General features: G+C 69.2%; 19 protein-coding genes. 7 read left to right on the top strand and 12 right to left on the bottom strand.

Features of this window, described 5'->3' with window-relative positions; translation table 11 throughout:
- Positions 1 to 4: 4 nt before the first annotated feature.
- The gene (locus C693_RS0109110; RefSeq protein ID WP_017461956.1) at positions 5 to 1,033 is read left to right on the top strand and encodes a MerR family transcriptional regulator; all 1,029 of its coding nucleotides are present in this window, start codon (positions 5 to 7) and stop codon (positions 1,031 to 1,033) included.
- A gap of 42 nt (positions 1,034 to 1,075) precedes the next feature.
- Here the strand turns inward: C693_RS0109110 and C693_RS0109105 are convergent, their stop codons facing one another.
- The 4 genes from C693_RS0109105 to C693_RS0109090 all read right to left on the bottom strand — a co-directional run bounded on the left by C693_RS0109105 (position 1,076) and on the right by C693_RS0109090 (position 5,176).
- Positions 1,076 to 1,909, bottom strand: a complete 834-nt coding sequence (locus C693_RS0109105) for a hypothetical protein (RefSeq protein WP_017461955.1) — start codon at positions 1,907 to 1,909, stop codon at positions 1,076 to 1,078.
- 110 nt (positions 1,910 to 2,019) lie between these two features.
- A complete protein-coding gene (locus C693_RS0109100) occupies positions 2,020 to 2,253 on the bottom strand; it encodes a hypothetical protein (protein ID WP_017461954.1) in 234 nt (77 codons plus the stop codon).
- 618 nt (positions 2,254 to 2,871) lie between these two features.
- The gene (locus C693_RS0109095) at positions 2,872 to 3,858 is read right to left on the bottom strand and encodes a malate dehydrogenase (protein WP_017461953.1); all 987 of its coding nucleotides are present in this window, start codon (positions 3,856 to 3,858) and stop codon (positions 2,872 to 2,874) included.
- Between the two features lie 118 nt (positions 3,859 to 3,976).
- Positions 3,977 to 5,176 (bottom strand): pyridoxal phosphate-dependent aminotransferase, encoded by a 1,200-nt coding sequence (locus C693_RS0109090; RefSeq protein WP_026107298.1) that lies wholly within the window; start codon positions 5,174 to 5,176, stop codon positions 3,977 to 3,979.
- Between the two features lie 189 nt (positions 5,177 to 5,365).
- Here C693_RS0109090 and C693_RS0109085 point away from each other — a divergent pair, with 189 nt between their 5' ends.
- Positions 5,366 to 5,623 carry a GlsB/YeaQ/YmgE family stress response membrane protein gene (locus C693_RS0109085; protein WP_017461951.1) on the top strand — a complete coding sequence of 86 codons (258 nt, stop codon included), beginning with the start codon at positions 5,366 to 5,368 and terminating at the stop codon, positions 5,621 to 5,623.
- Between the two features lie 41 nt (positions 5,624 to 5,664).
- Here C693_RS0109085 and C693_RS0109080 read toward each other — a convergent pair whose 3' ends face one another.
- The 5 genes from C693_RS0109080 to C693_RS0109055 form a co-directional block, all read right to left on the bottom strand.
- Positions 5,665 to 6,069: a YidB family protein gene (locus C693_RS0109080; protein WP_017461950.1), complete on the bottom strand. Its 405-nt coding sequence runs from the start codon at positions 6,067 to 6,069 to the stop codon at positions 5,665 to 5,667.
- A gap of 148 nt (positions 6,070 to 6,217) precedes the next feature.
- Positions 6,218 to 6,727 (bottom strand): peptidylprolyl isomerase, encoded by a 510-nt coding sequence (locus C693_RS0109075; protein ID WP_017461949.1) that lies wholly within the window; start codon positions 6,725 to 6,727, stop codon positions 6,218 to 6,220.
- A gap of 111 nt (positions 6,728 to 6,838) precedes the next feature.
- Positions 6,839 to 8,677 carry a 3-hydroxybutyrate oligomer hydrolase family protein gene (locus C693_RS0109070; protein ID WP_083868275.1) on the bottom strand — a complete coding sequence of 613 codons (1,839 nt, stop codon included), beginning with the start codon at positions 8,675 to 8,677 and terminating at the stop codon, positions 6,839 to 6,841.
- A 113-nt stretch (positions 8,678 to 8,790) separates the two neighbouring features.
- The gene (locus tag C693_RS0109060; protein ID WP_017461948.1) at positions 8,791 to 9,567 is read right to left on the bottom strand and encodes a slipin family protein; all 777 of its coding nucleotides are present in this window, start codon (positions 9,565 to 9,567) and stop codon (positions 8,791 to 8,793) included.
- A 52-nt stretch (positions 9,568 to 9,619) separates the two neighbouring features.
- Positions 9,620 to 11,002, bottom strand: coding sequence for an NfeD family protein (locus C693_RS0109055; protein WP_241762654.1), 1,383 nt, complete (start codon positions 11,000 to 11,002; stop codon positions 9,620 to 9,622).
- Positions 11,003 to 11,160: 158 nt separating this feature from the next.
- On the opposite strand from C693_RS0109055, the gene C693_RS0109050 reads away from it, so the two are divergent.
- Positions 11,161 to 11,820, top strand: a complete 660-nt coding sequence (locus tag C693_RS0109050) for a response regulator transcription factor (protein ID WP_017461946.1) — start codon at positions 11,161 to 11,163, stop codon at positions 11,818 to 11,820.
- A gap of 34 nt (positions 11,821 to 11,854) precedes the next feature.
- Complete coding sequence (locus C693_RS0109045) at positions 11,855 to 12,427, top strand: cysteine hydrolase family protein (protein ID WP_017461945.1); 573 nt, start codon at positions 11,855 to 11,857, stop codon at positions 12,425 to 12,427.
- Positions 12,428 to 12,456: 29 nt separating this feature from the next.
- On the opposite strand, the gene C693_RS0109040 is transcribed toward C693_RS0109045, so the two are convergent.
- The 3 genes from C693_RS0109040 to C693_RS0109030 all read right to left on the bottom strand — a co-directional run bounded on the left by C693_RS0109040 (position 12,457) and on the right by C693_RS0109030 (position 19,530).
- Positions 12,457 to 15,780 carry a hybrid sensor histidine kinase/response regulator gene (locus tag C693_RS0109040; protein WP_017461944.1) on the bottom strand — a complete coding sequence of 1,108 codons (3,324 nt, stop codon included), beginning with the start codon at positions 15,778 to 15,780 and terminating at the stop codon, positions 12,457 to 12,459.
- A gap of 421 nt (positions 15,781 to 16,201) precedes the next feature.
- A complete protein-coding gene (locus C693_RS0109035) occupies positions 16,202 to 17,239 on the bottom strand; it encodes an extracellular catalytic domain type 2 short-chain-length polyhydroxyalkanoate depolymerase (protein ID WP_017461943.1) in 1,038 nt (345 codons plus the stop codon).
- A gap of 83 nt (positions 17,240 to 17,322) precedes the next feature.
- Complete coding sequence (locus C693_RS0109030; RefSeq protein WP_017461942.1) at positions 17,323 to 19,530, bottom strand: TonB-dependent receptor; 2,208 nt, start codon at positions 19,528 to 19,530, stop codon at positions 17,323 to 17,325.
- A gap of 205 nt (positions 19,531 to 19,735) precedes the next feature.
- Between C693_RS0109030 and C693_RS0109025 the strand changes: the two genes are divergently transcribed.
- The 3 genes from C693_RS0109025 (at position 19,736) to typA (ending at position 24,330) form a co-directional block, all read left to right on the top strand.
- Positions 19,736 to 21,133: a GntP family permease gene (locus tag C693_RS0109025; RefSeq protein WP_017461941.1), complete on the top strand. Its 1,398-nt coding sequence runs from the start codon at positions 19,736 to 19,738 to the stop codon at positions 21,131 to 21,133.
- 280 nt (positions 21,134 to 21,413) lie between these two features.
- A complete protein-coding gene (locus C693_RS0109020; protein ID WP_017461940.1) occupies positions 21,414 to 22,109 on the top strand; it encodes a lipase in 696 nt (231 codons plus the stop codon).
- 391 nt (positions 22,110 to 22,500) lie between these two features.
- Positions 22,501 to 24,330: a translational GTPase TypA gene (typA, locus tag C693_RS0109015; RefSeq protein WP_017461939.1), complete on the top strand. Its 1,830-nt coding sequence runs from the start codon at positions 22,501 to 22,503 to the stop codon at positions 24,328 to 24,330.
- The last annotated feature ends 50 nt before the right edge of the window (positions 24,331 to 24,380 follow it).

Raw genomic sequence — 24,380 nt, 5'->3', positions numbered from 1 at the left:
GACGATGCAGCTGACGGTGGGCGAACTGGCGAAGCGTAGCGGGCTGACCGTGCGCACCCTGCACCACTACGACGCGATCGGCCTGCTCAGTCCGTCCTCGCGCTCCGATGCCGGCTACCGGCTTTACGGGCAGGCGGACATCGAACGCCTGCATCGCATCCAGGCCCTGCGCCAGCTGGGTCTGGCGCTGGCCGACATCGGGCAAGCCCTGTCCGGAGCGCAGCCACCGCTGGCCGAGGTGGTGGATCGCCAGATCGCCCAGCTCGACCGCGACCTGGCCGATGCCGCCCGCCTGCGCGAACGGCTGGTGCACCTGCGTGCGCAGCTGTCGTCCGGACAGTCCCCCGACCTGGCCGACTGGCTGGACACGCTGGAGCAGATGACGATGTACGAGAAGTATTTCACCCCCGAGGAACTGAAAGCCCTGCCACTGCACACCGACCCGGACGTATTGCCGGCCTGGAGCGCCCTGGTGGCCGCCGTGCAGTCGGCGATGGATCGCGGCGCCACGCCGGACGATGCCGATGCGCAGCAACTCGCCCTGCAGTGGATGGAGATGATCGGCCGCGGCACCGGCAACAACCCGGCCTTCCTGCTGCGCCTGCGCACGATGACCGAAGCGGAGCCGGGCATGCGCGAACGCAGCGGCATCACGCCGGCACTGGAGCGCTTCGTGGAGAACTCCCTGGTGAGCGCGCGGCTGGCGATCTTCGCCCGCTATCTGGATGAGGACGAGATGGCTCGCATGCGCGCCCACTACGGCAAGCAGATGTATGCCTGGCCCGAACTCATCGCCGCGTTGCGCACCGCCCTCGCCGATGGCGTACCGGCGGACGACCCGGCCGTGCAGGCCATGGCGCAGCGCTGGATGGCGATGTTCCGCGCATATGCCGGTGACGACCCGGCCACGCACGCGAAGATCCGCGAGGCCTATGCGAAGGAGCCGGAGCTGCGTACCGGCAGCTCGGTCGACGATGCCTTGCTCGCCTACGTGCGCGAGGCCGCGGCGAGCGCGACCGCCCGTTCGCACTGACGACGCGGTGCGGCGCGAAGCCCTCGCTGTCGCGCCGCGCCTTTACCCGCCCTGTAGTTCGGCCAGCAGCTGGCGCAGCGAAGCGACTTCGGCGGTCAGCTCCGCCACGCGCCGGCGCAGCTGCTGCAGCTCATCCTCCGCGCCAGCGGCCGCATCAGGGGCGGCCGCAGGAACCTCCTTCGGCTTGCGCCGCGACTCGCGCACGCGTTTGGCGGCCTCCTTCAGTTCCCTGTCGCCGCCGCTGGCCGCCGCACGCTGCTCGTCCTCCGGCAGGCTGGCCACCGCGGCGGCGGCGTTGATCGAGATCGTGCCGGCCTTCACCGCCTCCACCACCTCGGGCGCGGCCTGCTTGCGGATCTTCTCGATCAGCCCGACCTGCGTGTTGCTCAGGCGCGCAGCCTTCGCCAGCGCCTCGCGGCTGGGCGGCGCCTCCACCGGTGCGTCCGGCGCGCTGGCTGCCGGCTCGGCAACCGGCGCTGCATCTTCCGCGGCGGTTTCCGCGTCTTCCGGAATCGGCGGCAGTGGCGGCAACTTCACCCGCGCCTGAGCACGACGCGCAGCGAGGATGTCGCGCTTGCGCAGCGCCAGCTCGCCGCGCTGGAACACCGACAGGCTGCGCCGGCCCAGGTGCTGGTCGATCATCCACAGGTGCACGTCGTCCATCGACTGGAAGTGCGGATGCTGCACGGTCTGGAACGACAAGCCATGCTTCTGGCAGATCGCATAGCGGTGATGCCCGTCGACCAGGATCTCGCCCCACAGCACCAGCGCATCGCGACAGCCTTCGGCGAGGAGGCTTCGTTCCAGCGCCTCGTATTCCTCCGGCGTCATCGGCTCGATGTAGGCCTTGAGTTCCTCGTTGACGACGATGTTCATGCGGCGCGTATCCGACCTTGCAAAACGGGGGCGCATTGTAGGAAGTGCGTCGTTATCGCGCTGCCTTGCGCATCAACGAGGCATGTGCGTCAGGCTCGGTGAGCAGGCGATCAATGGCGAGTGTCCTCTGGCTCGGTCCACTTGTTCTCGATCGCCCGCTTCACTACCGCATCGAGATCCGCGTCTAGGACATCCTGCATCTGCTCCAGGTGACCGTTGCGCATACCGTAGAAATTGCCTTCCTTGCGATAGGTGGCACTCCACTGAACCCGCCCGCGACTGCCCCGCTCGAAGTCGCCTTCGTAGGTGAAGGCATTGCGGGTCTTGCCCGATACATGACTCATGGCAGCGCACTCCATTCGGACGATGCACCAGCATAGCCCTGTACCGGCCATGCCGAGCGTTCAAGTGCCGGCAGCGCAGCGATGATCGCGACACAGGTCGCCGATGAACGCATGCAGCCCGCGCGGTTACGAAAAGCGATGCGAAGCGAGCCGTCTGAAACTCCCTTCGGGAGTCGAGCGGGTCGGGACGAAAAGGCCCGCAGGGGAACGGGCAGAACGCCCGTTCCTTTTCGTCAGGGCAGGAGCCCTGTCGAAAAGCCCGGCCCGACCCGCGTGCCTGGAGCGCCGCAGGCGCGGAGGGACGACGGACGCAGGGTGCCGTTCTCTTTGGTTACTTTCTCTTGGGCAAGCAAGAGAAAGTGACTCGGCGGCCGCAGGACGTCGAAACCGCTTTTGAGTCTGCAACAAGTGCGCACGCCCATCCGCGCACCGCCTCGCCAATGCGGTGCGAAGTCACTGGATGACCGGCACTCGTCCCCTTTTCGGGATTCGCCGTTGAAGAGCGCCTCCAGCTTTCGCTGGGATGACGTTGAGGAAATATCCAGCCAGGTCGGTGAAGACCATCCAAAAAGAAAGGGCGGCCTAAGCCGCCCTCTCCTCCAGCCGAAACGAGCCGGCTTACTTCTTCGCGAACAGGTGCTCGACGCCAGCACGCTCCTCGCGCAGCTCCTTGTCGGTGGCATCCATGCGGGCGCGGGAGAAATCGTTGATTTCCAGGCCCTGCACGATCGCGTACTTGCCGTCCTTGATCGTCACCGGGTAGCCGTAGATCACGCCCGGGGCGATGCCGTAGGAGCCGTCCGACGGGATGCCCATCGAGACCCAGTCGCCCTCGGTGGTGCCCAGCGCCCACGAGCGCATGTGGTCGATCGCGGCCGAGGCGGCCGAGGCGGCCGACGAGGCGCCGCGGGCCTTGATGATCGCCGCGCCGCGCTGCTGCACGGTCGGGATGAAGTCGCTCTCGTACCAGCTCTGCTCGACCAGGCTCAGCGCCGGCTTGCCGTCCACGGTGGCGTGGTGCAGGTCCGGGTACTGGGTGGAGCTGTGGTTGCCCCAGATGGTCATCTTCTTGATGTCGGTGTTGTGCTTGCCGGTCTTCTCGGCGAGCTGGCTCATCGCGCGGTTGTGGTCCAGGCGCACCATCGCGGTGAAGCAGTTCGGATCCAGGTCCGGGGCGTTCTGCTGGGCGATCAGCGCGTTGGTGTTGGCCGGGTTGCCGACCACCAGCACCTTCACGTCGCGCTTGGCGTGGTCGTTCAGCGCCTTGCCCTGCGGGGCGAAGATGGCGCCGTTGGCCTCCAGCAGGTCCTTGCGCTCCATGCCCGGGCCGCGCGGACGGGCGCCGACCAGCAGCGCGTAGTCGACATCCTTGAAGGCGACGTTGACGTCGTCGGTGGCGACGGTGCCGGCCAGCAGCGGGAAGGCGCAGTCGTTCAGCTCCATCACCACGCCCTGCAGCGCGGGCAGCGCCGGGGTGATCTCCAGCATGTGCAGGATCACCGGCTGGTCCGGACCCAGCATGTCGCCCGCGGCGATGCGGAACAGCAGGGCGTAACCGATCTGGCCGGCGGCGCCGGTGACGGCAACTCGAACGGGGGCTTTCATGGGGTTGGCTCCTTGGTGGGAAGTTGATGCGTTTGTAGGAGCGGCTTCAGCCGCGATGCATTTCAGACCATTGCAGCAAGAGCATCGCGGCTGAAGCCGCTCCTGCAGGGGTTTGTGGTCAATTGAGTTCGGCAAAGAATTGGGCGATGCGGTCGAGGCCCGGCTGCAATTGCGCCGTCGGGCAGGTGTAGGAAATGCGCATGGCACGCGGCTCGCCGAAGGCCGAGCCCGGCACGCAGGCCACGCCCTTGGCTTCCAGCAGCGCGGCGCAGAAGCTCACGTCGTCGGTGATGGCCAGCTCGCCGTGGCGCTTGCCGAACGCGCAGGAAATGTCCGGGAACGCGTAGAACGCGCCCTGCGGCCGCGGGCAGACCACGCCGGGGATCGCGTTCAGCGCGGCCATCACCGTGTCGCGCTTGGCGGCGAACTCGGCGCACTTGGCCTGCGGCACGTCCTGCGGCCCGGTCAGCGCGGCCACCGCGGCGGCGGTGATCACTTCCGGCAGGCTGGTTATGTGGTTGGAGTTGAGCGTGGTGACCGCCTTGGCCACCGATTCGGGACCTGCGATGAAACCCACGCGCCAGCCCGGCATGCCATAGGTCTTGGACAACGAGTCGACGAACACCAGCCGGTCCTTCAGCTCCGGCTTCGAGTGCACGAAGTTGTGGTAACCGAGGCCGTCGAACACCATCGAGTTGTAGATGTCGTCGGTGATGATCCAGGTGTCCGGATACTTCACCAGCACGTCGGCGAGCGCGGCGATTTCCTCGCGCGTGTAGACCATGCCGGTGGGGTTCGACGGGTTGTTGAACAGGAACACCTTCGGCTTGCGCTTCAGTGCCTCTTCCAGCTGCGCGGGCACCAGCTTGTAGTTCTGGTCCGGGCCGCAGTGCAGGATGTTCGCCTTTGCCCCGACGATGTCGGCGATGTCGCGGTAGGTGGTCCAGAACGGTGCGGCGAAGCAGATCTCGTCGCCCTCGTCGAGCATCGCCTCGGCCAGGTTGTACAGCACCTGCTTGGCGCCGATGCCGATGGAGAGGTTCATGCGGCCGTAGCCGGTCAGGCCCAGCGCATCGATGTGCTTGAGGAAGGCATCCAGCAGCCCCTCGGCGCCGCGGTTGCTGCCGTACTGGCCCGAGTCGTGGCTGAGCGACTCGCGCGCCGCGGCGTACACGTGCTCGCCGGGCAGGAAGTTCGGTACGCCGATGGAAAAGCTGATGACGTCGCGGCCGGCAGCCTTGAGCTGCTTGGCTTTCTCGGCGATCAGCATGATCGCGCTGGGCTTGGCGCGACCGACGCGCTGGGCGAGCTGGGGCATGGTGTCCTCGAAGGGATTTGCGGTCAGCAAACCGGCGAAGTTTAACACGCGCCTACCGGCCGCCGGTCAGGCCGTCCCACCAAGGTCGTACCCGCGGCAAGATGCGCGAGGTGCCGCCGCAGCGGCCTGCGATGCCGGGATGGCGCGCGGAGCGGGCCGGAGTGCCCCCAGCCGGAGGAGGTTCCGCAGATGCATTGGCTTTGGGTATTCCTGGTCGGCCTGGTGGTCGGCGTGATCGCCAAGCTGCTCACCCCGGGGCGCGACCCGGGCGGCTTCATCGTCACCGGCCTGATCGGCATCGCCGGCTCGCTGCTGGCGACCTGGGTCGGCGTCCATGTGCTGCACATGTACGCCCCCGGCCAGTCAGCCGGCTGGATCGCCTCGGTGATCGGTGCGGTGGTCCTGTTGCTGGCCTACCACATGGTGTTCAAGAACAAATCGTCCTGAGCCGGCGGCCCGGCGCGGGATCTGCGCCGGGCCATCGCGCCTCAGCCGAACAGCTTGCCGGCCAGCCCGGCGAGCGCACCCAGGTCGACACCGGCATTGCCCGACGGCACCTGCCCGTCCGGCGTCAGGTGGTCGACCGCATGCGGCAACACCTGCGACAGCTGGCCGAGCAGCGCCTGCGGATCGGTACCGAGCTTGCTCGCCATCGACTCGATCACGCCGCCCAGGCCACCATTGCCCAGTGCCTGGCCGAGCTGGCCCGGGGACACCGGCTGATTGGCGCCAGTACCCACCCAGGACTGCACCGCGTCGCCCAGGCCGTGCTGCTGCAACATCGCCACCAGACCCTGCACGCCACCGGCCTTCTCGATCAGCTCGCCGGCCACCCCCAGCAGGGAGCCGCCGCCCTGCACGCTTCCACCCATCAGATCTCCCAGCAACGACATGGCTCGAACTCCCTGGACCGGCGCGCCACCGCGCCTCGCCGGCCGAGCATAGGCCGATCGACCGGGCGCAACCACCGCACCTCACCGGAAGCCCGAAACGACAGCGGCCACCCGAGGGTGGCCGCCGCATACCGCCTGAAGACCGGGCTCAGCCGCGGGCGTCGAGGATGGTGTTCCACTCCTTCACGCGCTCGGCCTGGGCCGCCAGCAGCGCATCGACGTCGCCTTCGACGGTGGCCTTCTCGATCACGTCGCCCTGGCGGATCGCGTCGACCACGGCCTGGTCCTCGGCGCCCAGCACTTCGCCGAACACGCTGTGCTTGCCGTCCAGCCACGGGGTGGCGCCGTGGGTGATGAAGAACTGGCTGCCGTTGGTGCGCGGACCGGCGTTGGCCATCGACAGGATGCCCGGCTTGTCATGGCGCAGCGACGGGTTGAACTCGTCCTCGAACTTGTAGCCGGGGCCACCGGTGCCGGTGCCGAGCGGACAGCCGCCCTGGATCATGAAGTCGGCGATCACGCGGTGGAACGACAGGCCGTCGTAATAGCCGCGGCGCACCAGATTGACGAAGCTGGCGACGGTGACCGGGGTCTTGTCGTCGTGCAGGCGCAGGCGGATCGGGCCGCGGTTGGTCTGGAGCGTGAGCTGGATGGACATGGGGCAATCCTTGGGTTCGGGTGGAACGCGTCGCCGCGCCCGGGCGCGGCGGCAAATGGCCGCCAAGGATAACGCAGGCACCCGGCGCGCGCCGAGCAGACACGGCGGTGCTCAGGGCAGGCCCAGCATCTCCCGGCGCAGCATGCCCTCGCCGCGGGCGGAGGCCGCCGGTGTCGGCAGCGCCTTCGGCCAGGGTGCCCCCTCGAACAGATGCGCCCACATGCGGTCCAGCGCGGCGTAGCCGTAGGGCATCAGCGGCACGTGGGCCGCACCGAACCCGGGCACGGCGAGAAAGGCGTCGAAATGCTGGGCATACGGCACCCGCCAGTACAGCGGCGAACGCCCTTCGCTGCGCAGCCAGGCCACATAGGGTTCGGAGCTGAAGGCGGTCGGCAACAGGCCGTCGCCGGCGCCGTGCAGTACCCACAGCGGCAGGTCCGCCCGCGGCAGCTTCACGGCGGTGGCGGCGACGCTGGCGTGCACGGTGCGCGCCTCGCTGCCGTCGCCGGTCCACAGGTTGCGCAGGCAGTCGAGCCCGGCCAGCGTCGGGTCGTCGGAGTGGTCCATGCCGCCGCGCAGCGCGATGCCGTTGCCGGGCGGAATGCCGGAACCGTCCGCCCACCAGGCCGCACGCGTCGCCGCATCGGCCAGCGCGGGATGGTTGTCCTTGTCGATGGTGACGTAGTGGAAACCGCACGGCATGTCGGTCGCTCCCGTCCGCGCATACGAGGAGGCGTAGCCGGCCACGATCACCCGCCACAGATCGAACGCCGTGGTGCTGGCCGCGGTCGCCATCGCCTCGTCGGTCCAGCCATGGGAGCGCAGCCGCTCGTAGGCCGCCTCGCCCTGCGCCGCCACCGTCGCACCCGGCAATCGACCGTCGGTGTGCAGGCTGGCGCAACGCTGGATCCACGCCGGCGGGACCGAGCCGTCCGGCGCACGGCCGAAGGGTACCCGGGCGAAGCGTGGCGAGGTCAGCGCGCACGGCAGCCAGATCGCCGCCTCGGTGGCGTAGTCGTACATCGGCCGGCCGTGGCCCGCGACGTAGACGTTCGGCTCCAGCGCCACCACGCCGGCGAACAGGTGTTCATCGTCCAGGCCGGCCGCCTGCAGCACGGCGCCGCCGCCGTTGGACAGCCCGGTGGCGATGATCCTCGTGTTCTGCGGCGTGAACGGCGCCTGCTCGGGGAAAGCGCGATCGAGCATGGCCAGGCCGAACCGGGCCGCCTGGATCACATCGCGGCCCCAGTCGGCCTCGGGGTTGTCGCCGGAGTGCATCTGCTTGACTGCGATACCGGCATCGATCGGCGCGGGCTTCGGTTCGAACTCCAGCATCGCCTCGCCACGCTTCGCGCGGGTGCCGTCCAGCTGCACGCCGCTGTCGTCGGCGTAGTCGAAATAGCCCGGTCCGGTGCCCTTGTCGGTGTAGGCCACCGCGCAGCCCTTCGGCAGGCCCCACGCACCGGCCAGCGAGATCGCGCCATACACGCCGCGCGAGCCCGACGACGGCGCCACCACCAGGCAGCGATGCGTCTGGTCGAAATGGTCGGGCACCTGCAGCAGCACGCGATGCGGCTGGCTTGCGCCGGGCACCCGGGCGAAGGCCTGGTATTCACGACCCGGCACGTCCGGCACGCCGCCATAGACCGTGCCGTAGCCGCCCAGCGGGCCGAGATCGGCGATGCCTTTCCAGTTGGCCTGGATCGCCCGCCGGCGCAGCTCGGCAGGCGTGGGATGCGCGGGATCGGCGATCGGCGAGGGAGCGCCGGCCAGGCCGGCCAGTCCCAGTCCCGCACTGAGCAGGTCGTCGTGGTCGCGATGGTCGGTGACGCGGACGTCGCCGACCAGGAATCCGGGATGGGTCATCGCCGCCTCCGGTGGGGATGGGAGCGCAGCACAGGCCGGCAGGGCCAGCGCCAGCAGCGGCAGGCAGAAGGTGCGCAGGTTCATCCGTGCACCATAGCAACCGCCTGCGTGGCCGCCATCGTACGAAAGTCCATGGCCGCCGACCGCATGCGGCGCAGCATGCGGCGACGTCCACGGACGTCGCCGCACGGCCCGGATCACTCCGGGCGCACGGTGCCCGGCTTCTGCGGCAAGGCCTCCATCAGCGGCTTGATCAGGTCCAGCGGCAGCGGAAACACGATGGTCGACGACTTGCCGTTGGCGGACATGTCGGCCAGCGTCTGCAGGTAGCGCAGCTGCAGCGCCTGCGACTGCTGCGACAGCATCGCCGCCGCATCGCGCAGCTTCTCCGCCGCCTGCATCTCGCCGTCGGCGTGGATCACCTTGGCGCGACGCTCGCGCTCGGCTTCGGCCTGGCGGGCGATCGCGCGCACCATGGTGTCGTTGAGGTCGACATCCTTGATCTCCACGTTGGCCACCTTGATCCCCCACGGGTCGGTCGCCTCGTCGAGGATGCCCTGCAGCGTCTGGTTGATCGATTCGCGCTGCGACAGGATCTCGTCCAGCTCGTGCTGGCCCAGCACCGAGCGCAGCCGCGTCTGCGCCAGCTGACTGGTGGCCTGGTAGAAATCCGACACCTGCAGCACCGCCTTGTCCGGCTCCACCACGCGGAAGTACACCACCGCGTTGACCCGCACCGACACGTTGTCGCGCGAGATCACGTCCTGCGGCGGCACGTCCATCACCGTGATGCGCAGGTCCACCCGCAGCATGCGCTGCACGATCGGCACCAGCAGGATCAGGCCCGGCCCCTTGGTGCCGGTGTAGCGGCCCAGCGTCAGCACCACGCCGCGCTCGTATTCCGGCAATACCTTGACCGAGGAAAACAGCAGGAACGCGACGAGCACCACCAGCACACCCATGAATCCAAACATGTCCATCTCCATCAGTGACAGGAAAGTCGCCGGCGCACCGGCGACGCATCGATCAGAGGGCCTCGACCCACAGCAGCAGTCCCTGCCGCCGCAGCACGCGCACGTGCGCTCCGGCAGGCAGCGGCACCTCGGCCCGCACCCGCCAGCGCTCGCCCAGCACCCGCGCCCAGCCTTCGGCACCGGGTTCCAGCGCCATCAGCAATTCGCCCTGCGCATCGCGCAATGCGTCGTCGCCGCTGAACCGGCGTGCCCGGCGCGCGCCGAGCACCATCCACAACAACAGCGCCAGCAGCAGCGACGCCGCCACCGCGATGCCGGCGATCACGCCGATGTTCACCGCGTAACCCGGCGTTCCCGAATGCATCAGCATGACCGACCCCAGTACGAATGAAATGATTCCGCCGACGCCGAGCGCGCCGATCGTCGGCGTCAGCGCCTCGGCCACGAGCAGCCCGATGCCCAGCGCCATCAGCGCCAGGCCGGCATAGTTCACCGGCAGCCACTGCAACGCATAGAACGCCACCAGCAGGCAGATGCCGCCGGCCATGCCGGGCAGGATCGCGCCGGGATGCAGCGCTTCGAGCAGCAGGCCGAAGATGCCCGCCAGCAGCAGCAGGTAAGCGATCGTCGGGTTGGTGATGACGGCCAGAAACCGGACGCGTGCACCCGGCGCGAAGTCGCGTACCGTGGCGCCGCGCAGGTGCAACGCCACCTCCTGCTCGCCGACGCGCACGACGCGACCGTCGGCCTGGGCCAGCAGGTCGGGGAGACTGGTGGCGACGATGTCGATCACGCGCTGCTGCTTCGCCTCGGTCGCCGTCAGCGTCGCCGCGCCGCGCACCGCCTGCTCGGCCCAGGCGGCGTTGCGCCCCCGCAACTGGGCGAGGGAGCGGATGTACGCGACGGCATCGTTGAGTACCTTGTGCGCCTCGGCGTCCCCGCCCTGGTCCGCGAGCGGGGATCCGTCCGCGGGGGCGGACGAGGCGCTGCCTGCGGGCGCGGGCTTCGCCCGCGGCAGTGGCATGCCGCCGCCCAGGGACACCGGCGTGGCTGCCCCGAGGTGTGTGCCCGGCGCCATCGCCGCCAGCTGCGCGGCGTAGAGGATGTAGGTGCCCGCCGATGCGGCCCGCGCACCACCGGGAGCCACGTAGACCAGCACCGGCACCGGGCTGGCCAGCATGTCCGCGATGATGTCGCGCATCGATTCGGCCAGGCCGCCGGGCGTGTCCAGTTGCAGCACGATCGCACTGGCGCCGGCGGCGACCGCCTGCCGGCTCGCGTCGTGGACGTATTCCGCGGTGGCCGGACCGATCGCCCCATCGAGCACGATCCGCGCTACCACCGGTGGGCCCTCGGCCGTGTTCGCCGCGCGAACGGCCGGCGACATGCCGAGCAGCAAGGTCACGATCGGCAGCAGCGAAATGCAGCGTCGCACTAACCCGGCCATCTCCGTCGCCCTCCTGTCGCCGTGGGACCTGCCGAGCGTAGCGCGTCGAGTGTTCAGAAGAAGGTAGTGCGCGGCCCGTCGTCCGGATGCCCGGCCGTGACGATCCACCCTCGACGGCACCGTCGGGCCCGGCTACCGTTCGATGGATGACCCGCCTGCTGATCGCCGACGACCACCCGCTGTTCCGCGCCGCCCTGCACCAGGCCGCCGCGACCAGCGTCGCCGGTTGCACGGTGCTGGAAGCGGCCGACCTGCATGGCGCGCTGGAAGCGCTGCGCGCGGACGCCGACATCGACCTGGTGCTGCTCGACCTGCACATGCCCGGCAGCCAGGGGCTGAGCGGTCTCGCCGCGCTGCGCGGCCAGCATCCCGGGGTGGCCGTGCTGGTGGTGTCCGCGCACGACGAGCCGCGGGTGGTCCGCCGCGCGCTGGACCACGGCGCCGCCGGATTCATTCCCAAGAGCGCCAGCCCGGCCGAGATCGGCGAGGCGATCCGCTGCGTGCTCGACTGCGGCACGTGGTTGCCGCCGGCGCTGGCCGAGAGCGTGGCCGCGCTGCCGGCCGATCCGGCCGACAGCAACCTGGCGGCCCGGCTGGCCAGCCTCACCGAGCAGCAGTACCGCGTGCTGGTGCTGCTGGCCGACGGCCTGCTCAACAAGCAGATAGCCGACCGGCTGGCGATCCAGGAGCGCACGGTGAAGGCACACGTCACCGCGATCTTCGAGAAGCTCGGCGTGCGCAACCGCACCCAGGCCAGCGGCGTGCTGAAGGCACTGGAACTGGGCGAGCCCGCGCGGGTCGTCTGATTCACCCCGCATCCCCCGACGAAGGATACTCCCCATGACCGACGCTTCCCGCGCCGACACCGCCCTGCTGTTGATGGACCTGCAGCCCGGGATCCTTGCCAACTACGGTGACGCCGACTACCTGCCGCGCATCCGCCGCGCGCTGGCCGCCGCCCGCCACGCCGGACTGCAGGTGATCTGGGTCCGCGTGGCGTTCCGCGACGGCTATCCGGAGGTGTCGGCCGACAACGCGATCTTCGCCGGCATCCGCGGCAGTGGCCGCCTGCTGGAATCGACCGATGCCGCCGGCATCCATCCGGACCTGGCAGTGCAGCCGCAGGACGTGATCGTCACCAAGCGGCGCATCGGCGCATTCGCCGGCAGCGACCTGGACGTGGTGTTGCGCGGCGGCAACATCCGCCACCTGGTGCTGGCCGGTGTCTCCACCAGCGGCGTGGTGCTGTCCACCGTGCGGCTCGCCGCCGACCTCGATTACCGCCTCACCGTGCTCGCCGACGGCTGCATGGACGGCGATGCCGAAGTGCATCGCGTGCTCACGGAAAAAGTGTTCCCGCGGCAGGCGACGGTGCGGACGATCGACGACTGGGCGGCCAGCCTCGCCGCCTGAGTCCGGCCCGGCCACCGTGCCGGCGAGGCTTACACCGCGGCCTGCTGCGCGCTGGCCACCCGCTGCAGCACCTGCCGCAGCGCCAGCGGCTTGAGCGGCTTGTGCAGCACCACCGCGCCGAGATCCTGCAGCCGCTGGCGCAGCTCGCTGTCGCGGTCGGCGGTGAGGATCACGGTGGCGACGTCCGCGTGACGCTCGCGCAGCTGCGCCCACACGTCCATGCCGGTGCGGCCGGCGTCCAGGTGGTAGTCGAGGATCTGGATGTCCGGCCGCCACGGCGCGGCCAGTGCCTGCTCGGCCTGGCGCGCCGCATGCACCTCCCAGCCCCAGCCGGCGAGCAGATGGCTGAGCGCGGCCAGCGCCGCCGGCTCGTTGTCCAGCACCAGCGCGCGGCCCGATGCCACCGGCAGCAGCGAGGACACAAGCGGCGCGGTCGGGCGCACCGGCCGCGCCAGCGGCAGCGCCAGATGGAACACGCTGCCGCGCCCCGGGATGGAATGGAGGCCCAGCGGATGATCGAGCAGCGCGGCCATCCGCTGGGCGATCGACAGGCCCAGTCCCAGGCCCTGCCCGCCCGCGGCGCTGCCGCGGCGGAACTCCTGGAAGATCAGCTGCTGCTCCTCCGGCGCGATGCCGGGCCCGGTGTCCCACACCTCCACCCGCAGCGCGTCGCCCTGCCGGCGCACGCCCAGCAGCACCCGGCCGCACTCGGCATAGCGCAGCGCGTTGGAGAGGAAGTTCTGCAGCACCCGGCGCAGCAGCTGCGGATCGGTGCGCACCCACGCCGTGCTGGCCACGGTGTCGAAGCGCACGCCGCGGTCGCGGGCGATCGCGCGGAACTCGGCGGCCAGCGGATCGAGCACCTCGGCCAGCGCCAGCTCGCGCGGCTGCGGATGCAGGCGTCCGCCCTCCAGCCGGGCGATGTCGAGCAGGCCGGCGAGCAGGCCTTCGGTGGCTGCCAGCGCGCCGTTGAGATGCTGCGCCGTGGCGACGTCGGCACCGCGCTCGGTGAGCGTGTGCGCGAACAGCTGCGCGGCGTGCAGCGGCTGCATCAGGTCGTGGCTGACCGCGGCGAGGAAACGGCTCTTCGCCTCGTTGGCGCGCTGCGCCTCTTCCGACGCCTGCGCCAGCGCGCGGGTGCGCTCGTCCACGCGCTGCTCCAGCGTCTCGTTGATGCGCTTGAGCGCCCGCTCGGCCTGGCGGAACGCGGTGACGTCGGTGAAGGTGGCAACGAAGCCGCCACCGGGCATCGGGTTGCCGCGGATCTCCACCACGGTGCCGTCGGGAAAGCGCCGCTCGGACAGGTGCCGCGTGCCGGAGCGCATGTGCTGCAGCCGGCGCTGCACGCGCGCCTCCAGCGTGTCGGCGTCGAACACCTCGCCGACGATGCCCAGCGCCACCGCGTAGCGGGTCAGGTCGGCCACCGGCCGACCCACCTGCAGCAGCTCCGGCGGGTAGTCGAACAGGCTGGCGTAGCGCGCGTTCCACGCGACCAGCCGCAGCTCGGCATCGACCACGCAGATGCCCTGGCTCATGTTCTCCAGCGCCGCCTCCAGCACGCGCTGGTTGAAGCGCAGATCCTGCGCGGCCTCGCCGACGATGGCCGCGACCGTATCCAGGTCGCCGCGCCCCTGGCGATGCACCACTTCCAGCAGCAGCCGCGCGGACGCCGCGCCGATCACCGCAGCCAGTTCGTGCTCCACCTCGGCCATCCGCGCCGCGCCCGCTGGCCCCTGCGCCGGCGCCTGGGCGAACAGGTGCTCGACCCGCTCCGGCGGCAGGAAGCGCACGGCCAGCGCGCGCAGCTCGGCCACCCCGACGTCGCCCACGCCGGCGGCCCCGGTCGCCTTGCCGTAACGGGTACCGGCGACCCAGCCGACCACCGCCACGTTCACCGCCAGGCTGAGCACCACCGCACGGCCGAGCCGGCTCCAGTCGCCCAGCCCGAACAGATGGTCCGGCCCCAGCCAGTCCAGCCCGAACGGCCCGGCCAGCAGCCACGCCGGCGCTTCCGGCAGCACCACCGGCAGCAGCGTGTAGAACCACACCGCGGTGCCGACGGCGAGCCCGGCGAACACCGCGCGCGGCCCCAGCTGCGGCCGGTACACTGCCACCAGCAGCGCCGGGGCCAGCCCGGCCAGGGCGGAGAAGGAAATCGCGCCGATGTCGGCCAGCGCATCGTTGCGCGCCAGCACGCGGCTGTAGCCCCAGGCCAGCAGGATCACCGCGAGGATCGCCACGCGCCGCTGGGTGATCACCTGCCCGCGCAGGTCGCCGCGCTCGCCGCGACCCCAGCCGGCACGCACCCGCAGCGGCGCGATGAAGTGGTTCACCACCATCAGGCTGAGCGCCAGCGTGGCCACCACCACCATGCTGGTCGCCGCGCTCAACCCGCCGAGGAAGGCGACCAGCGCCAGGCCGTGCTGCCCGCGAGCCATCGGCAGCGCCAGCACGTAGAGGTCCGACGGCACGCCCTGCGGCCCCAGCCAGGCATCGCCGAGTTTCGCCAGCGGCAGGATCGGCAGGGCAATCAGCACCATGTACAGCGGAAACAGCCAGCGCGCGGTGCGCACGTGGCGCTCGTCGCGGCACTCCACCACGCCGGCATGGAACTGGTGAGGCAGGGTGAACATCGCCAGCGCGCCGAGCAGGATCAGCGCGGGGAAGCCGCGGCTGTCGTGCGGCAGCGGCACCGGCGGCGGCAGGTTGGCCGGCAGCGGCGAAAACAGCAGCGTGCCCAGCGCCAGCATCGCGCCGAGCTTGAACAGGGACTCGAACGCCATCGCCAGCACCAGCCCGCGGTTGTGCGCGGTGGTCGCCGCGCGCCGGGTGCCGAACAGCATCGCGAACAGCGCCATCAGCAGCGCCACGTACAGCGCCGAGTCCTGCCACGGCTCGGACTCGCCGAGCTGGCCGCGGTTGAGCGTGGCGTAGCTCATCGCCACCGCCTTCAGCTGCAGCGCGATGTACGGAACGATGCCGATGATGATCACCGCGGTGACCAGCGCGGCCAGGCCGGCGTGGCGGCCGAGGCGCACCGAGACCAGGTCGGCGATCGATCCGGCGTTGTACTCGCGCGCCAGCTGCACCAGCCGCTGCAGCACGGTGACCGCCATCAGGTACATCAGGATCGCGCCGACGAAGGTCGGCGGCAGCCACCAGCCGGAGCGGCTGGCCTGGGTGACCGTGCCGTAGAAGGTCCACGAGGTGCAGTGGATCGCCAGCGACAGTGCGTAGACGATCGCCCAGCGCTTCTCCAGCAGGTGCGGGCGGCGCTCGCCGAGCTGGGCCACGCCGAACAGCAGGCCCAGCCAGAGCAGCGCGGCGGTGGCGATCAGCGGGGTGCTGAGCATGGCGGAGCGAGGAGTGAGTGGAGAGGAGTGAGAAGTGAGAGCGAGCTCCCGTATGCCGTGCGCGCAGGAAGCGCGCGGCTGTACCGGGGCCCCTTTGCGGCGGTGAGGAGCGGACGAAAAGGCCCGCAGGGTGGTGGGCAAGGATGCCCACCACGTTTCGCCGGGGCAGGATGCCCCGTCGAAACGCCCGGCCGATCCTCACGCATCCGGCGGCCATGGATGGCCGTCGGACGCCGCAACGGGGTGGCCTCTCTTTGGGTTACTTTTCTCTGGCCAAGCAGAGAAAAGTGACTCGGGCCGCGATAGCGGCTCGAAAGGCTCTTTGCTCCTGCTTGGCAACGCCATGCCAGGTACAGCGAAGACGCTGGGCCCCGGCTTCCGCCGGGGTGACGACCATGCAGGTCAACCGCGCGTCCTGCCATCACCGCTTCGCAGGCAACCCCAGCGCGCGCACGGCGTTGGCCAGCCAGCGCAGCTGCACGCCCTGGCGGGTGTCGTAGTCGGAGCCGGAGTATCCCCACCAGTCCCAGCATGCCTGCGGATTCAAGGGCGCGAAGCTTGCGCGGGTCTGAGGATAGAGCACCGCCACGCCGTAGACGTCGGCCCAGCGGTTGAAGCCGGCATCCTTCACGAACGCCTCGCCCACCGCGTCGGCGTTCTGCTTGCAGCCGTGCAGCGCCACCACCAGGCCGCAGGGCTTGCCCGCGGCGCAGGCCGGCGGCACGTAGAGATAGCCCTTGGCCGCCAGCAGCGCGTCCTTGCCGTCCGGGCGCAGCGCGTCCTGGTCGAAGCTGCGCAGCGTGCCCTTCGGCTCGGTTGCCGCGCGCGCCGGCGCACCGAACAGCTGGCGGAAGATCTCGCCCGCCGCGTCGAAGCCGCAATGGCCGAGATACGGCGAGACGGACTTGTCGCAGTCCTCGCCGGAGGCCGCCACCGGCAGGTTGTGGGCGAACGCGCGGCCGCCGTCGTCGACCACCTGCAGGCCGGCCAGCGCCGGCGCGCCCGCCTTCAGCTGTCGATAGAACTGCGCCCCGGCCTCGGCCACCGCCGGCGCCACGGTGCCATCGTCGCGCCCGTGCAGCAGGTACACATGCGCCCCGGCCAGCGCATCGAGCGAGCCGAGCTGGCCGGCCGCCGCGCGCCTGTGGGCAGTCGCCACCAATGCGTCCACGTCGATCGCCGGCGTGCCCTTCATGCAGCTGGACAGCGCCGTCTGCAGGTTGCCGCCGGCGCAGCCGTAGGGACCACCGGCGACGATCGCCGCGTCGTGGAACAGTTCCGGATAGGCCAGCTGCGCCTGGGTCGCCATGTAGGCGCCGGAAGACAGGCCGACCACGGCGGTGCGCCCCGCCTCCAGATGCAGCTTCGGCAACCCGCCATCGTCGTGCGCGGCGCAGGCCGCGGCGGTGCCGAACAGAAGGCCCAGGGCGGTCAGGCGCAAGCGGTGGAGCATCGTCATGGGAAATCCTCGCTGGAGCGGAAAAACAACGGCCCGCGCGACCGGGGAGCGTTCGCGCGGGCCTCTCGAGGCGGAAGGCCGCCTCAGAACGTGTAGCGCGCGCTCAGCGTCACCATCCGCGGGGCACCGTAGAAGCCGGTGACGATGCCCAGCGAGCCGATGTTGTAGCCGGTGGTGCGGTACGACTTGTTGGCCAGGTTGGTGCCCTGCAGGCTCAGGCTCCACGGCTGGTCGATCTGCCAGATGATGCCCGCATTCCACAGGCCGTAGGCACCCTGCGCGATCAGCGGCGACAGCGTGGTCTCCGGGTACACCATGGTCTGGTAGGTGTAGTTCACGCGGGCAGTCAGGCTGCCATTGCCGACCGGGCGGGTGTTCTCCAGCGACAGGCCACCGGACCACTTCGGTGCGTTGGTGAACTTCTGCTGGTCGGCGATGTTGACGCCACCGCTGAGGAACTCGGTGTATTTCGTGTGCAGGTAGGCGAAGTTGCCGCTGAGCGTCCAGCCGTCGGCCGGCTTCCAGGCGAACTCTTCCTCCAGGCCGTCGATGTGGCCCTTGCCGGCGTTGGTGAAGTCGCCGAAGAAGCCCTGACTGCCGTTGGGCAGCGTGTACGAGGTGAACACCGACAGCTGGATGTCCGAGTACACGTTGCGGAACAGCGCGGTGTTCATCATCAGCGCGTCGTCGAAGAAGGTCATCTTGCTGCCCAGTTCGTAGGACTGCACCTTCTCGTCCTTGATCGGACGGCACGAGGTCGGGATCGCCGTGCAGTTCGCGCGGATGTTGTAGCCGCCGGAGTGGAAGCCGGTGCTGTAGCTGGCGTACAGCTTGACGTTGTCGTTGACGCTCCAGTCCAGCGAGACCTTCGGCGAGGCGTTCCTCGAGGTGTGCGAGCCGGAGAAGTTGGCCGCCACCGAGATCGGCGTGCTGAAGGTCTCGTCGGCGTAGCCGTAGTTCTGGATCAGCGCGCTCTTGGTCTCGCGGGTCATGCGCACGCCGACATCCAGGCTCCAGCTCGGGTTGATGTCCCAGGTGAAGTCGCCGTAGGCGGCCAGGCTGCGCGTGCCGATGCGTCCGCCGGTGCTGCCGTAGAGCGAGTAGCCCAGCGTGCTGTAGGGCGGCGAGCCGAGGAAGATGTTGTGGATCTGGCCGCTGGCCGAGCCGTTGAAGTAGTACAGGCCGGCCACGCCGTGCAGGCTGCCGCCGGCGTCGTAGTTGGCCTGCAGCTCCTGGCTGAACTGGTGGTCCTTGTAGATCGCGGTGACGTCGGCGATCTTCTCCGGCAGCGTGTCGAAGTCGATCGCGGTGTCGGTGTGCGAGCCGCGCACGGCGGTCACCGACTTCAGCGTCCAGTCGCTGCTGGCCACCCAGTTCAGGGTCAGGCCGGTGCCGTACAGCGTGGTGTTGTTGAGCTGGGCCATGCCGCCGCGGGTGTCGAAGTTGCTCGACAGCGGCGCGTAGGCGGGATCGAACTTGTTGGCGATCAGCATCTTCGCGCCGCGCGGGTTGGAGTTGTCGCGCACGCCGTCCACTTCGAACTGGGCGTTGAAGTGGTCGCTGGGGAAGTAGCCGATCGTCGCCCGGGCCGAGTTGGTGTTCTTGTTGCCGTTGCGGCTGCCGGTGTTGAGGTTCTTGCCGAAGCCGTCATTGTGCTCGCTGGCGAACGCGGCGCGGCCACGCCACACCTTGTCGGCGCTGGCGCCGCCGAGGCTGGCCTTGATGTCCTTCTCGCCGTGGGTGCCGGCGGTCACTTCCACCGCACCCTCGGTCTTCGTCGGCAGCGGGTTGGAGACGTACTTGATCGCGCCGCCGATGGTGTTCTTGCCGTACAGGCTGCCCTGCGGACCGCGCAGCACCTCGATCCGGCTGACGTCGAACACGTCCAGCACTGCGCCCTGCGGGCGGGCCACGTAGACGTCATCCAGGTAGATACCCACCGCCGGGTCGAAGCCCCAGGTCGGGTCGGCCTGGCCGATGCCGCGGATGTAGGCGGTCAGCGTGGTGTTGGAGCCGCGCGCGGCGTAGATCTGCAGCGACGGCACCTTGCCCTGCAGGTCGGCCAGGTTCTGCACGTTCTGCTTTTCCAGCGACTGCGCGGTGAACGCGCTGACCGCGATCGGCACGTCCTGCAGCGTCTCCTCGCGCTTGCGCGCGGTCACCGTGATCTGGTCGAGCTGCTTGGCCTTGTCGACGCTCGGCGCACCTGCGGTGTCCTGCGCGTGCAGCACGGGGCTGCCGGACAGGCCGATCACCAGGCCGATCGCGAGACTGAGATGCGTGCGCTTCATGGTTTCCCCTTCCCTTCGGTGAGCTGGCCGCCTCGGGGGCGACTCGCGTGGACGCAGCCATCGACGATGGATGCTTGTTGGCTGGCAAGCCTAGGCAGCGGAGGGCGCCGTCACACTTGTACCTTCGTACAGTGCCGATGGCGGCGGGGGGTGCGGATACTGCGGACCCCATCGTGATCCACGCCACCGCCGAGGAACCGCAAGGATGGCCTTCCTGATCGTGCTCGCCGCGCTGTGCTTCCTGATGTTCGCGGCGTACCGCGGCTACAGCGTGATCCTGTTCGCACCGCTGGCCGCGCTGGGCGCGGTGCTGCTGACCGAGCCCTCGCTGGTGGCGCCGATGTTCACCGGCCTGTTCATGGAGAAGATGGTCGGCTTCCTCCGGCTGTACTTCCCGGTGTTCATGCTCGGCGCGCTGTTCGGCAAGCTGATCGAGCTGTCGGGTTTCTCCAAGGCGATCGTGGCGGCCACCATCGGCCTGGTCGGGCGCAGCCGCGCGATGCTGTCGATCGTGCTGGTATGCGCGCTGCTGACCTACGGCGGGGTGTCGCTGTTCGTAGTGGTGTTCGCGGTATACCCGTTCGCCGCCGAGCTGTTCCGCGCCAGCGACATCCCCAAACGGCTGATCCCCGGCACCATCGCGCTGGGTGCGTTCACCTTCACCATGGACTCGCTGCCGGGCACGCCGCAGATCCAGAACATCATTCCCACCGCATTCTTCGGCACCACCGGCTGGGCGGCGCCGTGGCTGGGCACGATCGGCGCGGTGTTCATCCTGGTCGTCGGGCTGAGCTACCTGGAATGGCGTCGGCGCAAAGCCGCCGCGGCCGGCGAAGGCTATGGCACCGACCTGGTGAACGAGCCGGCGCCGTTCGAACACGGCAAGCTGGCCAACCCCCTGCTGGCGGTCCTGCCGCTGCTGCTTGTGGGCGTGGCCAACAAGGTGTTTACCGACGCGATCCCGCGCCTGTACGGCGCCACCAGTTCGTTCGTACCAGCCGTGGTGGGCACCGCCAAGCCAGTGGTACAGGAGACGTCGAAGATCGCCGCGATCTGGGCGGTGGAGGCCGCATTGCTGGTCGGCATCCTGTGCGTGCTGGCCACTGCATGGAGGCCGGTGACCCGGCGCTTCGCCGAAGGCAGCAAGGCGGCCGTGGGCGGCGCGCTGCTGGCCTCGATGAACACCGCGTCGGAATACGGCTTCGGTGCGGTGATCGCCGCCCTGCCGGGCTTCAAGCTGGTCGCCGACGGCCTGCGCGCGATTCCGCACCCGCTGGTCAACGAGGCCGTCTCGGTGACCGCGCTGGCCGGTATCACCGGCTCGGCCTCCGGTGGCATGAGCATCGCGCTGGGCGCCATGGCCGACACCTTCATCCACAACGCGCAGGCCGCCGGCATCCCGATGGAAGTGCTGCACCGCGTGGCCGCGATGGCCTCCGGCGGCATGGACACGCTGCCGCACAACGGCGCGGTAATCACCCTGCTGGCGGTCACCGGCCTCACCCACCGGCAGTCGTACAAGGACATCTTCGCGATCACCGTGGTGAAGACGCTGGCGGTGGGGGTGGTGATTGCGGTGTATGCGATGACGGGGTTGGTGTGAGCGCCACCCGCGGCTCGTATAGAACCTGTGGGAGCGGCTTCAGCCGCGATGCTCTTGCTCCTGATGCACAACTAAAGCCTGGAGCATCGCGGCTGAAGCCGCTCCTACAGCAAGCGTGGTGAATCTTGATGCCGCGGCACTAAAAGCCAAACCCGGACCCCACCCCCGACATCCCTCCCCCGGCGCCCACCACGCCGCGATGTCGCTACCGATCCGGCACCACGCACCCGCGCGGCGCCACCCGCCTCGTCACCGAGGCACGTAGCGAAGGAGGAAAGACATGATGTCGATCAAGCACGTCCTGCTCGCCCTGCTGTTCCTGGTACCCGCGACCGCAGCCCACGCCGTGTGCCACGACACGGTGGTGATGGTCCACGGCAACACCGGCAGCCCGAGCGACTTCGTCAACACCTACAACCTGCTGCGCCAGAACGGCTGGAGCGATGCGCAGATCGTCCGGCCGTCCTGGGGCAACCCGTACTGCGCTGCCTGCAACGACCACAACGGCACCGAGGAAACCCCGGTGCGCAATGCCATTTCCAGCGCCATCGCCGGCTCGTGCAGCGGGAAGATCGACGTGATAGCGCACTCGATGGGCGTGACCCTGGCGATGCGCGAGATCGACCGGCTGGGCGTGGCGTCGAAAGTGGACACCTTCATCGGCATCGCCGGCGCCGTGCATGGCCTGTGGAGCTGCGGCGTGTATCCGTACAACGTGCTGACCGCCACCTGCGGCAGCTACGGCCTGTCGATCGGCAGCCCGCTGCTGAACTCGTTCGCGGGTCACCGTTACGGGGCGCACATGTACTCGTTCAAGTCGTGGATCGACGAGATCAACTGCTACGGCGGCGTATGTACCGTCGACGGCGTGCACACCTCGACCATCCCCGGCGAGGACGCCAGCTTCGACTACCCGTACGGTCACTACCAGCTGCTCTGGTACACCGCCAACGACCAGATGGCGCTGATCCACTAGGCCCGGCACCGCAAACAGCCCGCTCTCAGGCACGAATCCCCTGCAGGAGCGACTTCAGTCGCGACGCATTACCGGCGGTCCACCGCCCGCCGTCGCGGCTGAAGCCGCTCCCACACGGGTCGAGGCCTCCGCTTGCCCCCTGCAGGAGCGACTTCAGTCGCGATGCCCTTTCCCACCATGGCCCAGCCCCCGCCGGTCACCCGTGAAGCCGCTCCTGTTTGATCAGGAGACGCCCGCCACCCCGCTCGCATGCCCCCCGGCCCACCCGGTCCCGCCTGAACCGCCATACGCGGCGACGCAGCAATCTGTCACACAAGCCCGTATAATCCGGCGGTTATTCCTTCAGCCCACCCTTCAGGCGGCCCTTACGGCGCCCGCCGAGCCTTTACCCATGTCTATCGAAAACCTGCGCAACATCGCCATCGTCGCCCACGTCGACCACGGCAAGACCACCCTCGTCGACCAGTTGCTGAAGCAGTCCGGCACCCTGGCCGAACGCACCGTGCTGGCCGAGCGCGTGATGGATTCGAACGACCAGGAAAAGGAGCGCGGCATCACCATCCTGGCCAAGAACACCGCGATCACCTGGAACGGCAACCGCATCAACATCGTCGACACCCCCGGACACGCCGACTTCGGCGGCGAGGTGGAGCGCGTGCTGTCGATGGTGGACACCGTGCTGATCCTGGTCGACGCGCTGGACGGTCCGATGCCGCAGACCCGCTTCGTGACCCAGAAGGCGTTCGCGATGGGCTTCAAGCCGATCGTGGTGATCAACAAGATCGACCGCCCCGGCTCGCGTCCGGAGTGGGTGGTGGAGCAGGTGTGGGATCTGTTCGACCGCCTCGGCGCCACGCCCGAGCAGATGGACTTCCCGATCGTCTACGCCTCGGCGCTGAACGGCTACGCCTCGCTGGACGAGAATGCCCGCGAAGGCGACATGACCCCGCTGTACGAAGCGATCATGCAGCACGCGCCGAAGCCGGAGGTCGACCCGGAAGGCCCGTTCCAGATGCGCATCAGCCAGCTGGACTACAACAACTTCGTCGGCGTGATCGGCATCGGCCGGATCCAGCGCGGCACCCTGAAGAAGAACATGCCGGTGGCGATCATCGACCGCCACGGCAAGAAGCGCCAGGGCAAGGTGCTGCAGGTGCTGGGCTTCCTCGGCCTGGAGCGGATCGAGCAGGACAGTGCCGAGGCCGGCGACATCGTCGCCATCTCCGGCATCGCCGACCTGACCATCTCCGACACCGTCTGCGCGCTGGACACCCCGGAGGCGCTGCCGGCGCTGACCGTCGACGAGCCGACCATCTCGATGACCTTCCAGGTCAACAACTCGCCGTTCGCCGGCAACAAGGACCTCTCCGGCGGCAAGTTCCTCACCAGCCGCCAGCTGAAGGACCGCCTCGAGCGCGAGCAGGTGCACAACGTGGCGCTGCGCGTCGAGCAGGGTTCGGACGCGGACAAGTTCCTGGTTTCAGGCCGCGGTGAGCTGCACCTGTCGGTGCTGATCGAGAACATGCGTCGCGAGGGCTACGAGCTGGCCGTGTCGCGCCCGGAAGTGATCATCAAGGAGATCGACGGCCAGAAGATGGAGCCGATCGAACAGCTGGTGGTCGACGTGGAAGAGATCCACCAGGGCCCGGTGATGGAGCGCCTGGGCATCCGCAAGGGCCAGCTGAAGAACATGGAGCCGGACGGCAAGGGTCGCGTGCGCCTGGAGTACATGATCCCGGCGCGTGGCCTGATCGGCTTCCAGAACCAGTTCAAGACCCTCACCCAGGGCTCGGGCCTGCTGTTCCACGTGTTCGACCATTACGGTCCGAAGGAAGAAGGCCAGATCGCCAAGCGCCAGAACGGCGTGATGATCGCCAACGCCGCCGGCACCACCCCCGCCTACTCGCTGGGGCCGCTGCAGGAGCGCGGCAAGCTGTTCGCCGCCGAGGGCGACAACGTGTACGAAGGCCAGCTGGTCGGCATCCACGCCAAGGACAACGACCTCACCGTCAATGCGATCAAGCCCAAGCCGCTGACCAACATGCGCGCCTCGGGCAAGGACGATGCGATCCAGCTGTCCCCGGCGATCAAGTTCTCGCTGGAGCAGGCGCTGGACTTCATCGACGACGACGAGCTGGTCGAGGTCACGCCGAAGGAAATCCGCCTGCGCAAGAAGCACCTGACCGAGAACGACCGCAAGCGGGCCTCGCGCGGCGGCTGACCGGGCGTTCCGGTTCACCTCGCGAAAAAGCCGCCCACGGGCGGCTTTTT

The organism is Dyella ginsengisoli LA-4 (genome assembly GCF_000334915.1).
Lineage (GTDB): Bacteria > Pseudomonadota > Gammaproteobacteria > Xanthomonadales > Rhodanobacteraceae > Dyella_A > Dyella_A ginsengisoli_A.
Note: the sequence above shows the minus strand (reverse complement) of the source record. Positions and strands in the feature narration are given on the sequence as shown.

What these genes read in the sequence shown, in the direction of transcription:
- C693_RS0109110 (WP_017461956.1), top strand. Translation starts at nt 5, where the DNA reads ATGCAGCTGACGGTGGGCGAACTGGCGAAGCGTAGCGGGCTGACCGTG.
- C693_RS0109105 (WP_017461955.1), bottom strand. Translation starts at nt 1,909, where the DNA reads ATGAACATCGTCGTCAACGAGGAACTCAAGGCCTACATCGAGCCGATG.
- C693_RS0109100 (WP_017461954.1), bottom strand. Translation starts at nt 2,253, where the DNA reads ATGAGTCATGTATCGGGCAAGACCCGCAATGCCTTCACCTACGAAGGC.
- C693_RS0109095 (WP_017461953.1), bottom strand. Translation starts at nt 3,858, where the DNA reads ATGAAAGCCCCCGTTCGAGTTGCCGTCACCGGCGCCGCCGGCCAGATC.
- C693_RS0109090 (WP_026107298.1), bottom strand. Translation starts at nt 5,176, where the DNA reads ATGCCCCAGCTCGCCCAGCGCGTCGGTCGCGCCAAGCCCAGCGCGATC.
- C693_RS0109085 (WP_017461951.1), top strand. Translation starts at nt 5,366, where the DNA reads ATGCATTGGCTTTGGGTATTCCTGGTCGGCCTGGTGGTCGGCGTGATC.
- C693_RS0109080 (WP_017461950.1), bottom strand. Translation starts at nt 6,069, where the DNA reads ATGTCGTTGCTGGGAGATCTGATGGGTGGAAGCGTGCAGGGCGGCGGC.
- C693_RS0109075 (WP_017461949.1), bottom strand. Translation starts at nt 6,727, where the DNA reads ATGTCCATCCAGCTCACGCTCCAGACCAACCGCGGCCCGATCCGCCTG.
- C693_RS0109070 (WP_083868275.1), bottom strand. Translation starts at nt 8,677, where the DNA reads ATGAACCTGCGCACCTTCTGCCTGCCGCTGCTGGCGCTGGCCCTGCCG.
- C693_RS0109060 (WP_017461948.1), bottom strand. Translation starts at nt 9,567, where the DNA reads ATGTTTGGATTCATGGGTGTGCTGGTGGTGCTCGTCGCGTTCCTGCTG.
- C693_RS0109050 (WP_017461946.1), top strand. Translation starts at nt 11,161, where the DNA reads ATGACCCGCCTGCTGATCGCCGACGACCACCCGCTGTTCCGCGCCGCC.
- C693_RS0109045 (WP_017461945.1), top strand. Translation starts at nt 11,855, where the DNA reads ATGACCGACGCTTCCCGCGCCGACACCGCCCTGCTGTTGATGGACCTG.
- C693_RS0109040 (WP_017461944.1), bottom strand. Translation starts at nt 15,780, where the DNA reads ATGCTCAGCACCCCGCTGATCGCCACCGCCGCGCTGCTCTGGCTGGGC.
- C693_RS0109035 (WP_017461943.1), bottom strand. Translation starts at nt 17,239, where the DNA reads ATGACGATGCTCCACCGCTTGCGCCTGACCGCCCTGGGCCTTCTGTTC.
- C693_RS0109030 (WP_017461942.1), bottom strand. Translation starts at nt 19,530, where the DNA reads ATGAAGCGCACGCATCTCAGTCTCGCGATCGGCCTGGTGATCGGCCTG.
- C693_RS0109025 (WP_017461941.1), top strand. Translation starts at nt 19,736, where the DNA reads ATGGCCTTCCTGATCGTGCTCGCCGCGCTGTGCTTCCTGATGTTCGCG.
- C693_RS0109020 (WP_017461940.1), top strand. Translation starts at nt 21,414, where the DNA reads ATGATGTCGATCAAGCACGTCCTGCTCGCCCTGCTGTTCCTGGTACCC.
- typA (WP_017461939.1), top strand. Translation starts at nt 22,501, where the DNA reads ATGTCTATCGAAAACCTGCGCAACATCGCCATCGTCGCCCACGTCGAC.